Annotated in this window: 12 protein-coding genes and 1 riboswitch; of the genes, 6 read left to right on the forward strand and 6 right to left on the reverse strand. The window is 64.4% G+C overall.

The features are described 5' to 3' along the window. Positions 1 to 8 precede the first annotated feature (8 nt). Together AC56QP_RS07480 and AC56QP_RS07485 are read right to left on the reverse strand one after the other, a co-directional pair. Positions 9 to 1,004, reverse strand: coding sequence for an ABC transporter permease (locus tag AC56QP_RS07480; RefSeq protein WP_489860287.1), 996 nt, complete (start codon positions 1,002 to 1,004; stop codon positions 9 to 11). 80 nt (positions 1,005 to 1,084) lie between these two features. After that, positions 1,085 to 2,596: a sugar ABC transporter ATP-binding protein gene (locus AC56QP_RS07485; RefSeq protein ID WP_489860286.1), complete on the reverse strand. Its 1,512-nt coding sequence runs from the start codon at positions 2,594 to 2,596 to the stop codon at positions 1,085 to 1,087. 137 nt (positions 2,597 to 2,733) lie between these two features. On the opposite strand from AC56QP_RS07485, the gene mtnK reads away from it, so the two are divergent. Together mtnK and mtnA are read left to right on the forward strand one after the other, a co-directional pair. After that, positions 2,734 to 4,005: an S-methyl-5-thioribose kinase gene (mtnK, locus tag AC56QP_RS07490; protein WP_489860285.1), complete on the forward strand. Its 1,272-nt coding sequence runs from the start codon at positions 2,734 to 2,736 to the stop codon at positions 4,003 to 4,005. Next, positions 4,002 to 5,096, forward strand: a complete 1,095-nt coding sequence (gene mtnA, locus AC56QP_RS07495; protein ID WP_489860284.1) for an S-methyl-5-thioribose-1-phosphate isomerase — start codon at positions 4,002 to 4,004, stop codon at positions 5,094 to 5,096. The genes mtnK and mtnA overlap by 4 nt, the downstream gene beginning before the upstream one ends. A gap of 37 nt (positions 5,097 to 5,133) precedes the next feature. Here the strand turns inward: mtnA and AC56QP_RS07500 are convergent, their stop codons facing one another. Next, positions 5,134 to 5,673 (reverse strand): Lrp/AsnC family transcriptional regulator, encoded by a 540-nt coding sequence (locus AC56QP_RS07500; RefSeq protein WP_489860283.1) that lies wholly within the window; start codon positions 5,671 to 5,673, stop codon positions 5,134 to 5,136. 48 nt (positions 5,674 to 5,721) lie between these two features. Between AC56QP_RS07500 and AC56QP_RS07505 the strand changes: the two genes are divergently transcribed. The 4 genes from AC56QP_RS07505 to dhaL all read left to right on the forward strand — a co-directional run bounded on the left by AC56QP_RS07505 (position 5,722) and on the right by dhaL (position 9,537). After that, the gene (locus tag AC56QP_RS07505; RefSeq protein WP_489860282.1) at positions 5,722 to 6,897 is read left to right on the forward strand and encodes an MFS transporter; all 1,176 of its coding nucleotides are present in this window, start codon (positions 5,722 to 5,724) and stop codon (positions 6,895 to 6,897) included. A gap of 209 nt (positions 6,898 to 7,106) precedes the next feature. Further along, a riboswitch (FMN riboswitch) is annotated at positions 7,107 to 7,253 on the forward strand. Positions 7,254 to 7,329: 76 nt separating this feature from the next. Continuing rightward, positions 7,330 to 7,803, forward strand: a complete 474-nt coding sequence (locus tag AC56QP_RS07510) for a 6,7-dimethyl-8-ribityllumazine synthase (protein ID WP_489860281.1) — start codon at positions 7,330 to 7,332, stop codon at positions 7,801 to 7,803. A 75-nt stretch (positions 7,804 to 7,878) separates the two neighbouring features. Continuing rightward, positions 7,879 to 8,886, forward strand: coding sequence for a dihydroxyacetone kinase subunit DhaK (locus tag AC56QP_RS07515; protein WP_489860280.1), 1,008 nt, complete (start codon positions 7,879 to 7,881; stop codon positions 8,884 to 8,886). Positions 8,887 to 8,901: 15 nt separating this feature from the next. Next, positions 8,902 to 9,537 (forward strand): dihydroxyacetone kinase subunit DhaL, encoded by a 636-nt coding sequence (gene dhaL / locus AC56QP_RS07520; RefSeq protein WP_489860279.1) that lies wholly within the window; start codon positions 8,902 to 8,904, stop codon positions 9,535 to 9,537. Here dhaL and derI read toward each other — a convergent pair. Genes derI through AC56QP_RS07535 form a run of 3 tightly spaced genes read right to left on the reverse strand, consistent with a single transcriptional unit; the run spans position 9,534 to position 11,549 of the window. Then, positions 9,534 to 9,974 carry a D-erythrulose-4-phosphate isomerase gene (gene derI, locus AC56QP_RS07525; RefSeq protein ID WP_489860278.1) on the reverse strand — a complete coding sequence of 147 codons (441 nt, stop codon included), beginning with the start codon at positions 9,972 to 9,974 and terminating at the stop codon, positions 9,534 to 9,536. The genes dhaL and derI overlap by 4 nt on opposite strands. Before the next feature lie 39 nt (positions 9,975 to 10,013). Continuing rightward, positions 10,014 to 10,742, reverse strand: a complete 729-nt coding sequence (locus AC56QP_RS07530; RefSeq protein WP_489863659.1) for a triose-phosphate isomerase — start codon at positions 10,740 to 10,742, stop codon at positions 10,014 to 10,016. A gap of 39 nt (positions 10,743 to 10,781) precedes the next feature. Further along, positions 10,782 to 11,549 carry a DeoR/GlpR family DNA-binding transcription regulator gene (locus tag AC56QP_RS07535; protein WP_489860277.1) on the reverse strand — a complete coding sequence of 256 codons (768 nt, stop codon included), beginning with the start codon at positions 11,547 to 11,549 and terminating at the stop codon, positions 10,782 to 10,784. Positions 11,550 to 11,563: the final 14 nt, after the last annotated feature.

Here is an 11,563-nt window from a genome sequence, read left to right on the forward strand (position 1 = left end):
GTCGAAAGCTATCCCCTGCCCCTGCCGGAAAGTGCAAAGGTGAAGACAAGGGCGACGACCAGAACCACGCCCTTGACGAAATCCTGCGTGTAGTAAGGCGCGTTCATCATGGTCAGGCCTTGCAGCAAGATGCCGACGAACAGCGCGCCGACGGCGGTGCCGAAGGCGTTCGGCTTGGCGACGCCGAGCACCGCGTAGCCGATGAGCGCCGCCGCGACAGCGTCGAGCAGCAGATTATTACCCGAGGCGATATCGCCGCGTCCAAGTCGGGCAGCGAGCAAAATACCGCCGATCGAGGCAAAAACTCCTGAAATGACGTAGGCCCAGATCTTGTATGCCTTGACAGGCGCGCCGGCGAGTTCGGCGGCGCGCTCATTGCTGCCGACCGCGTACATCATCCGTCCGAAGCGGGTGTATTCGAGGAAGAACCAGATCAGCACGGCGAGCACGAGCAGCACCACGACCGAAACCGGAATGAGATTCGGGATGAAGAAATCGAAGCGGTGGCGGCCGAGCGCCAGGAAGGCGTCGCCGAACTTGCCGTTGGCGACCGAACCATCGGGCATCGTCATGCCGGTGGCGATCGAGCGGCCTTCGGTGGGGATACGCTGCAGGCCGACGAGCAGGAACATCATGCCGAGCGTCGCCAGGAGATCGGGCACGCGCATGTAGACGATCAACCAGCCGTTGATCAGGCCAACGACGGCGCCGATCAGCAGGCAGACGACGACCGCGACGACCGCGTTCTGCTCCAGCACCACCATCACATAGGCCGCAGCCATCATGGCGGAGGTGGCGACCGAGCCGATCGAGAGATCAAAGCCGCCAACGACCAGAGTGGCGGTGACGCCGAGCGCCAGCACGCCGGTGATGGCGACCGACTGGAAGATGAAGACGGCACTTTGCGGCGAGACGAAACCGTCGGCGGCGATCGCGAAATAGGCGACCAGCCCGAACAGCAGGACGATGAACCCATAGCGGATGGCGTGGTCGCGCAGCGTCATTCAGCGCCCCCGCGCGCCGCTGCCGTTCTTACCCAACTCATAGTCTCTCCATTCCAATTCCCCTTTACCCGCCGCCACGCTCAGGCCGCGTTGTGCAAAGGCCCGCCGGCCACCTCGGCCAGCAGGCGATCGAGATCGACTTCGGCGTTGCGATGTTCACCGACGATGGTCTGCTCCGACATCACCAGGATGCGGTCGGCCGTCTCCAGCGCCTCATCGAGTTCGGTGACGAACAGCAGCGTCGCGCGGCCATTGGCACTGGCCCTCAGCTTGGCGGCGATATCGCGCCTGGCCGAGATGTCGACGCCCTGAAACGGCTCGTCGAGGATGAACAGCGTTGCGTCCTGCGCCATCCAGCGAGCGACCATCACCTTCTGCTGGTTGCCGCCCGAGAGGGACGCCAGGTCATCTTTCTCGGAGCGACAGACGATGCCGAGTTCCTCGATCTGCCGGCGCGCGGTGGCGCGCTCGAGACGGCGCTTGAGCACGCCCAGATTCGACATCCGCTTGAGGAACGGCAGGCTGACATTGCGCTCGATGTTGAAGCCCCCGACGATGCCGCTGGTGGCGCGATCCTTGGCGACGAGGAACACGCCGGCGGCGATCGCTTCGCCCGCCGATCCCGGCGCATAAGGCCTGCCGTTCATCGTCATGGTGCCGGCGAGCGGCCGGCGCACGCCAAACAGCGTCTCGGCCAGCGCCGTCTTGCCGACGCCGACGAGGCCGGTGATGGCGACGACCTCGCCATCGCCGAGCGTCAGCGAGATCGGCCTGGCGCCCGGCGCGATGCGCAGGCCGTCGATGGTCAGGATCGCCTTGACTGAGTTCCTGGCAACGATCTGGTCGAGATGGATCTTGCGGCCGAGCATGGCGTTGACCGCGCCTTCATAGTCGAGCGGTTTCCTGTCGAAAACGCCTGAGATGACCCCGTCGCGCATCGAGACGATGCGGTCGGCAAGCCGCCGGATGTCAGACATGCGATGCGAGATGTAGAGGATCGCCACGCCTTGTTCGCGCAACCTGTCGATCAGCGCAAACAGCCGGTCGGCCTCGGCGCTGGACAGTGATGACGTCGGCTCGTCGAGAATGAGCACTTTCGGCTGGTGTGCCAAAGCACGCGCGATCGCCACCATCTGGCGATCGGCCAGCGAAAGGTCGTTGACGCGGGCCTTGAGATCGATGGCCAGACCCATGCGGTCGGCGACCGCCTTGGCCTCGCGGCGCACCCGGGCTGGATTGAACAAGAACGGGGCGCCGCTGCCGCTCAGCCGGTCCAGGGTCAGGTTGGTGGCGACATCGAGATCGGCGACGACCCCGTCATTGATGTTCTGGTGAACGGTGACGACGCCGGCGCGGATCGCCTCTGCCGGCGTGTTCGGCGCGAAGTCCTGGCCGGCGAGGCTCATCGTGCCGCCGCCGCGCTCATAGACGCCGCTGATGATCTTGACGAGGGTGGATTTGCCAGCGCCGTTGGCGCCCATCAGCACCGTCACTTCACCGGCATGAAGCTCCAGCGAGACGCCGCCAAGCACCTCGTTCTGGCCAAAGGATTTCCTCAGTCCCTCTACGCGGAACACGGCACTGCCGACCATGCGTTCCTCCCTGACCATGACGCTATGGTCTATGTCGGCAATTGTCAACACGATTGACAATTGCCAGACAGCTTCCTAGCTTGGCCCAGCCGCTAAGGCTCCCCTATGATCGGAGCGCATAGGCGGGAGGGAGAAGAATGACCGGGAAATTGCCGTTCGAAGCACTGTCGGTGGAGACGCTTTCAACGCGCCTCGGCACGAACGAGGCGCTATGCGCGAAGATCGGCAAGGACACGACACGCTGGAAAGTCCGCGAGGTCGGTGACGGCAATCTGAACCTGGTGTTCATCGTCGAGGGTGCCAGCGGTGCCGCCGTGGTCAAGCAGGCCCTGCCCTATGTCCGCCTGGTCGGCGACAGCTGGCCATTGCCGCTGAAGCGCTCCTTCTTCGAATATCACGCGCTGACCCGGCAGGAGGCGCGTGCGCCGGGCTCGGTGCCGGCGATCTATCATTTCGATGAAGGCCAGGCGCTGATCATCATGGAGTATCTGTCGCCGCACATCATCCTGCGGCGGGCGCTGATCGAAGGCCGGCGGCTGCCAAATATCGCCAGGGATATCGGCCTGTTCATGGCCCGCACCCTGTTTCGCGGCTCCGACCTCTCCATGGTGACCAAGGACCGCAAGGCCGATCTGGCGCTGTTCGCGGACAATGTCGAACTCTGCGACATCACCGAGAACTTGGTGTTCTCAGACCCGTATTTCGATGCCAGGATGAACCGGCATACCAGCCCGCAACTCGACGGCCTCGTTGCCGAACTGCGCGCCGACCGAGATCTCAAGGTCGAGGCGCAGCGGCTGAAGCATATCTTCGCCGCCAATGCCGAGACACTGCTGCATGGCGATCTGCATTCCGGCTCGATCATGGTCACCGACACAGAGACGCGGATGATCGATCCGGAGTTCGCCTTCTACGGACCGATGGCGTTCGATGTCGGCATGCTGCTCGCCAATTTCTGGATGTCCTTCTTCTCGCAGCGCGGCCATGAACAGACGGGCAAGCGCGATGCGATGCGCGCCTATCTGCTCGACGTTATCGTCGAGACATGGGCGGTCTTTCGCGCTGAGTTCTCGCATCTGTGGCGCACCGAGCGCACCGGCATGCTCTACCAGAAGAGCCTGTTCGAGGATCAGGGCGACAGGCTGGGCGCCGAGCAGGCGCTCGACCACGTGCTGCATCAGGTCTGGACCGATCTGCTCGGCTTTGCCGGCATCGAGGTTCACCGGCGCATCCTCGGCCTCGCCCACAATGCCGATTTCGAGACCATTGCCGACGAGGACCTGCGCGCCACATGTGAGGCGAAGGCGCTGAAATTCGGCCGTCACATCGCCGTCAACCGGCGCCAGATTCACAGCATCGACGAGGTCAACACCCTGGCCACGCTGATCGAACGGGAGAACAGCATTTGAACGTCGGCGACCGCCACTATCGTACCATCTGGCTGAGCGACGACGGGCGTTCGGTGGAGATCATCGACCAGCGCTGGCTGCCGCATGATTTCCGCATCGAGAGGATCGGCACCGTCGCCGGCATCGCCACCGCCATCCGCGACATGTGGGTGCGCGGCGCGCCGCTGATCGGCGTCACCGCTGCCTATGGCGTCGCCATGCAGATGGCGGATGATCCGTCGGACGCCGCACTTGATGCCGTCTGGGAGACATTGCACGAAACCCGACCGACCGCGATCAACCTGCGCTGGGCGCTGGATGAGATGCGGGGGGTCCTGCGGCCGCTGCCAACAGAACAACGCGCCGCAGCCGCCTATCGGCGCGCCAGTGAGATCGCCGATGAGGATGTCGGCCTCAACCGCGCCATCGGCGCCAACGGCCTCGCCATCATCAAGGACATCGCGGCGCGCAAGCAGAAGGGCGAGCCTGTCAACATCCTGACCCATTGCAATGCCGGCTGGCTGGCCACCGTCGATTATGGCACTGCAACGGCGCCGATCTACCTGGCAACCGAAGCCGGCATTCCGGTCCACGTCTATGTCGACGAGACGCGGCCGCGCAACCAGGGCGCCCAGCTGACCGCCTGGGAGATGGCCGGCCACGGCGTGCCGCACACGCTGATCGTCGACAATGCCGGCGGCCACCTGATGCAGCGCGGCGAGATCGACATGGTCATTGTCGGCACCGACCGAACCACCGCCGATGGCGATGTCTGCAACAAGATCGGCACCTATCTGAAGGCGCTGGCCGCCGCCGACAATGACGTGCCATTCTATGTCGCCTTGCCGTCGCCGACCATCGACTGGACGGTGCATGACGGACTGGCCGAGATCCCGATCGAGCAGCGCTCGGCTGACGAGGTCTCGCTGGTGTGGGGCAAGACCGCCAAGGGCGAGATCGCCCAGGTGCGGATATCGCCCGAGGCAACGCCCGCGGCAAACCCGGCCTTCGACGTGACCCCGGCGCGGCTGGTGACTGGACTGATCACCGAACGCGGCGTCGCCAAGGCCTCGCGCGAGGGCCTGAAGGCGATGTTCCCGGAGCGGGCGTAGCGGGCTGGCACCACCAGCGCTGGCTCCGTACCGCCCTTTAGTACAGAGGCTCGGCCATGTGCTTGGGCGTCGGCCAGTTGGCGGTGACGCCGGGCTGCACCGGCCGCTCGAGATAGGTCGACAGAACCACATAGCTGCGCGTCGAGGTGACCCCCGGCGTCTCGTAGAGGCGCGCCAGGAGCCCTTCGAGCGCTCTTGTGTCCTCGGTGCGGACCTTCAGCAACATGCAGGTGTCACCCGCGACGGTGTGGATCTCCTCGACCTCGGGGTACTCCGAGACCGCCATCAGTTCCGGTGTCTTTCCCCAGCCTCTGGTGTCGATATGGACAAAGGCGAGCAACGGCTTCTTCACCGCCTTGGGATCGATGATGACGGCGGTGTTTCGGATGGCGCCGCTGCGTCGAAGGCGCTTGACGCGCTCATGGGCGGCTGGCGGTGAAAGGCCAACACGATCGCCAAGTTCGGCATAGCTGACCGTCGCATCGTCGACCAGAACGCCTAATATCTTTCGGTCGATCGCGTCGACGTCGCGGGCCGCCGGCTTGTTCCGCGGAATGTCATCTGTTTCTTCATCCATATCGGGATTCCTGGTTGCCGCAGAATTCAATGCGGTCATTATGGTCATATGTCGAACAGTGATCAAGCAGCAACGTTGGCCGCGAACGTCAGGGCGCCCATCCCGGCCCTCGCCTATCTGCTGACCGGATGCATCGCCGTGATCGGCTCGAACTCCCTCGTCCTTGGCCCGATAGCGCCAGCCGTGGCCTCGTCGTTCGCGACAAGCGTGCCGGCCGTCATGATCGCGTCCGCCGTGTTCGGCCTCGGGACCTCCGCGAGCGCCCTGTTCCTGGCGCGCTACATCGACCGGATCGGCGCACGCCGGATGCTGCAGGGCGCCTTGCTGCTGCTGGCGATCGCACTCGTCGCAAGTGCCGCGGCGCCGACGGTGACGATGCTTGTCGCGGCGCAACTGCTCGCCGGCATCGCCGCCGGTATTGCCATGCCGGCGATCTATGCGAGTTCGGCGGCGATCGCCCCGCCTGGACGCGAAAGCGGCACCATCGGCGTCGTTTTGACCGGCTGGACCTTGAGCATGGTCGCCGGTGTTTCGCTGTCGGCCGTGCTTGCCGATCTCGTGCATTGGCGTGCGGTTTTCGCGGCCGTGGCGCTCCTCGCGACGCTTGCATTGGCCGGTCTCACGCTGTCGTCACTGAGCGACGTCAGGAAAAGCGGCCCCGCACCGACGCCGCTGGCCGCGCTCGGCATTCCCGGCATCGTGCCGCTGCTCATCGCCTGTGCCGCCTTCATGACCGCCTTCTATGGTGTCTATGGCTATCTCGGCGATCACCTTCACAGTGGATTGGGGAGGCCAGTGAGCGCCAACGGGTGGGCGGCGCTCGCCTATGGCGTCGGCTTCGGCACGGCTGCTCTCCTCGACGGCGTGATCGATCGGCTGGGCGCGCGGCGCGTCATGCCGTTCGCCTATCTTCTGGTCGCCGTCGTCTATGTCGCGCTCGCCGCGACCAGCGACAGCTTCGGCACGACCATAGCCATGGTGGCGGTCTGGGGCCTCGCCAACCATTTCGGACTGAACGTCCTGGTGATGCGCCTGTCGGCACTCGACTCGTCGCGACGCGGCACGATCATGGGCCTGAACAGCGCGGTGACCTATCTGGCGGTCTTTGTCGGCACCACCGCCTTCGGACCGCTCTATTCGACCTTCGGTTTTGCGACCTGCGCGGCGGTTGCGGCATTGCTGATGCTGGTTGCCGCTTCGGCGGCGGCATGGCGCCCGCGTTAAGGTATGTTGATATTCAGGTGACGCCGGCCTGCAAACGGCAGTTTCCTGCGCTTCCGGTGCTCACGTACCTTAAGTACGCTCCGCTCCGGTTCTCGGAACCCACCGTTTTCGACTCGGCCTGACCTGAATCTCGACACACCTTGGTCGTGATCGGCATCAGCCTTTCGTCCGGTTGACAGCGGCGCCCTGCCCTTCCATACAAACGGCGTTAAAGTTCTCAGGGCGGGGTGAAAGTCCCCACCGGCGGTAAGGGTCTCGACCCAAGCCCGCGAGCGCTTTCCGACAAATTCGGAAAGGTCAGCAGATCCGGTGTGATTCCGGAGCCGACGGTATAGTCCGGATGGAAGAGAACGAACGAAAGACGGCCCGCCTTGGTGGGCCGGATTTTGTATCGTGCGTCCTGATTCTGGTTCGAAACGGAAGGATGGACCCATGAATCAGCATTCCCATAAAGACTATGAAACGACCCGCATCGCCGTCATTCGCGCGCGCTGGCATGCCGATATCGTCGACCAGTGCGTGCAAGCCTTCGAGGCGGAGCTTTCCGCGCTTGGCGACGGGCGCTTCACCGTCGATGTCTTCGATGTGCCGGGCGCCTACGAGATCCCGCTGCACGCCAAGACCTTGGCGCAGACCGGCCGCTATGCCGCAATTCTGGGTGCGGCCTTTGTCGTCAACGGCGGCATCTACCGGCATGAGTTCGTCGCCAGCGCGGTGATCGACGGCATGATGAACGTGCAGCTGTCGACGGGCGTGCCGGTGCTTTCGGCGGTGCTCACGCCGCATAATTACCACGACAGCGCGGAGCATCACCGCTTCTTCTTCGAGCACTTCATCGTCAAGGGCAAGGAAGCTGCCAATGCCTGTGTGCAGATCCTGGCCGCGCGGGAACACCTTGTGGCCTGAAATACACTTCGCCGGGTGGAAATCCCGGTAACAGCCTGTAGTATCTCGGAAAATGCCGAAATCGGGAGGATGCCGGTGCAGACCAAGAAGATCATCAATGACGGCAACCGCGCCGTCGACGAGATGCTCGAAGGGATCCTCGCCGCGCATCCCCGCCATCTCAAAAGCACGGACGGCAGCCCGCGCTCGATCATAGCCCGCGACGGCCCGCGGCCCGGCAAGGTCGGGCTGGTCATCGGCGGCGGCTCGGGCCATGAGCCGACCTTCCTCGGCTTTGTCGGCAAGGGACTGGCGGACGCGGCGGCCATCGGCAATGTCTTCGCCTCGCCGCCGCCAGATCCGATCCTCGAATGCGCCAAGGCGGTCAGCGGTGGCGCCGGCGTGCTGTTCATGTACGGCAACTATGCCGGCGACGTGATGAACTTCGACATGGCGGCCGAGATGGCCGCGATGGACGACATCGAGGTGCGCACGGTGCTGACCACCGACGACGTCGCCTCGGCACCGCGCGACCAGCGGCACAAGCGCCGCGGCGTCGCCGGCAATTTCTTCATCTTCAAGGCGGCGGGTGCCGCCTGCGACCGGATGCTCTCCTTCGACGAATGCGAGCGTATCGCGCGCAAGGCCAACGACCACACCTTCACCATGGGCGTGGCGCTGTCGCCCTGCTCGCTGCCGCAGACGCGGCGGCCGAATTTCGAGATCGGTGCCGACGAAATGGAGATCGGCATGGGCATCCATGGCGAACCCGGCATCGCGCGCGGCAAGCTCGGTACCGCCGACGCCATCACCGACGAGATGCTGGACAAGATTTTCGCCGAGATGGCGCCTTCGCGTGGCGACAAGGTCGCGGTGCTGGTCAACTCGCTCGGCTCGACGCCGCTGATGGAGCTCTACATCATGAACCGCCGGGTCAAGCAGAGGCTCGACGCGATCGGCGTTTCCATCCACGCGACCTGGATCGGCAATTACTGCACGTCGCTGGAAATGGCCGGTGCCTCGGTGACACTGATGCATCTCGACGACGAGCTGCAGACCATGCTCGACCACCCCTGCGACTGCGCCATGTTCCGTGCTGGCTGATGAAAGAGCGATCCCGTGACCATCGACGCCGCTGACCTGAAAAGAATGTTCGACGCCATTGCTGTGGCGATAGAGGCCGACAAGGACCGGCTCTGCCAACTCGACGGCGTCATTGGCGACGCCGACCACGGCATAGCGATGGCGCTCGGCTTCGACGCGGTGCGCGATGCAATGGCATCGCTTGACCTTGCGACGACCGAGCCGACGGCGCTGCTCAACACGGCGGCGAAATCTTTCCTCAATGCCGTCGGCGCCTCGTCAGGACCGCTCTACGCGACGGCCTTCATGCGAGCGGCTTCCACCGTCAAGGGCAAGACGACGCTTGCGGATGCGGACTTCAACGCCCTGTTCCAGGCCATGGCACAAGGCATCAAGGATCGCGGCAAGGCGGAACCTGGCGAAAAGACGATGGTCGATGCCTGGCAGCCGGCGGCCGAAGCGGCGGCCGCGGCCAATGCAGCCGGCAAGACGCTGTCCGAAAGTCTCGAAGCAGCACTCGCCGCGGCCGAACGCGGCGCGGAGGCGACCAAGGACATGATCGCGCAGAAGGGCCGCTCGTCGCGGCTCGGCGAACGGTCGCTCGGCCACATCGATCCTGGCGCGGCGTCGGCCGTGACGGTCATCGCGGCGATACGCAGGAGCTTGAGCTAGCGCTTTGCCGCATCCAGCCTGTCGATGGCCTGAACATTGCCGGCCGATGGCCCCTTCTCGTCGAACTCGGAAGCAAGCCACGTATCGACGATCGCCTTGGCCAGTTCCGGCCCGATGACGCGGGCGCCCATGGTGATGATCTGGGCGTTGTTGGATTTCGCCGCGCGCTCGGCCGAATAGGTGTCGTGGGTGAGCGCGGCGCGAATGCCGGGAACCTTGTTGGCCGAGATGGAAACACCGATTCCGGTGCCGCAGAACAGGATGCCGCGATCGTTCTTGCCCTCGACGATCGTCTGGGCGAGATTCTGCGACAGGTCGGCATAGTAGCCGGCCTGGCTCAGATCGCTGACGGTGATGCCGGGCTTGGTGGCGAGATGCGCGGCGATGACATCGAGCAGCGGTTTGCCGGCGCTGTCGGCTCCAATGGCTATTTTCATGGTCGTGTCCTTCCTTGACTGAATGATATCTCGATTGGTTCAGATCGCCGCCGAGGCGCGCTTGAGTATGTCGATGTAGCCTTCCGCCTGCCAGGCGGAGCGGCCGATGAACAAGCCGTCGACATTGGGCTGCCCGATCAGCTCGGCGGCATTGCCGGGATTGACGCTGCCGCCATAGAGTACCGGCGGCACGGACGGCAGCAGATCGCCTGCAATGGTCTTGATCAACGCCTGCTGTTTATCGGCATAGTCGGAGCTGGCCGGAATGCCCTTGTCGCCGATCGCCCAGACCGGCTCGTAGGCTAACAGGAGCTTCGCGCCCTTCGCCTCGCCTTCGAGGAATTGCAGCGCACCCCGCACCTGCGCCGTCAGCACCGCATCGGCCTGCCCACTCTCGCGTTCCGCCAATGTCTCACCGACGCAGACGAGCGGCACCAGCCCGTGCTTCACCGCCGCGGCGGTCTTGAGGCCGACGGTATGGTCGGTCTCGCCAAAGTGCTCGCGCCGTTCGCTGTGGCCGAGCTCGACCATATCGAGGCCGCAGTCCCTCAGCATCACCGGCGAGATTTCGCCGGTCCAGGCGCCGGCATCGGCCCAGTGCATGTTTTGGGCGCCGACCTTGATCCGCGTCCGCGACAGCGCCTGCCTGACTTCGCGGACCGCCGTGAAGGGCGGGATGACGAAAGGCTGGATGCGATCGTCGAAACCGGGGATGAACCCGGCCAATATCTCGGCGAACGCCAGCGCCTCGGCAAGCGTCTTGTTCATCTTCCAACTTGTGCCAACCCAGTAAACCACGCGTACTCCCTAGTGTTTGTCGACCAATGTCAGCGAGACGCCTGCGGCATCCAGCGCCTCGCGCAGTCCGGGCTCGAGCTCACGACCGGTGAAGACCGCGTCGAACGCCTTGAGGCCAGTGAGGAAATGCAGGGCCGTGCGGCCGAACTTGCCGTGATCGACCAGCAGATATTTGCGGGCAGCGGCGGCCATCATCAGGCGCTTGGTCTGGACCACTTCCTGGTCCTGGTGGAAGGCGGAAGCGCCGTGGATGGCGGATGACGACAGGAAGGCGACATCGGCGCGCAGCGATTTCAGCGTGTCCTCGGCAAGCAGGCCGAAGAAGCCGTGGAATTTCTTGCTGTAGAGGCCGCCAAGCGCGATGAGGGTGATCCCGCCGACGCCAGACAGTTCCTCGATGACGGCCAGATTGTTGGTGATCACGGTCAGCGGGCGCAAATCCGAGAGACGGCCGGCAATGCCACCCGCCGTCGAGCCATCATCGATGATCACCGTCTGGCCGGGTTCGATCATCGCCACCGCTGCTGCCGCCAGGCGTTGCTTTTCCTCGGTCGCCTGCTTCTGCCGGTAGCGGAAATCGCTTTCGAACAGGCCGCTGGGCTGGATCGAGGCACCGCCGCGCACCTTGCGCAGGAAGCCGCTCTCCTCAAGCTCGTCGAGGTCGCGGTGCACGGTCATCCTCGACACGCCGAAGCGCGATGCAAGGTCGTCGACGCTCGCTGTTCCGGCGTCCATCAGAAAATCCATGATGCCTTGCCGGCGGCTGTCGCTCTTCATTCCTTGGCTTCCTC

Source organism: Mesorhizobium sp. RCAM 05104 (assembly GCF_059683645.1).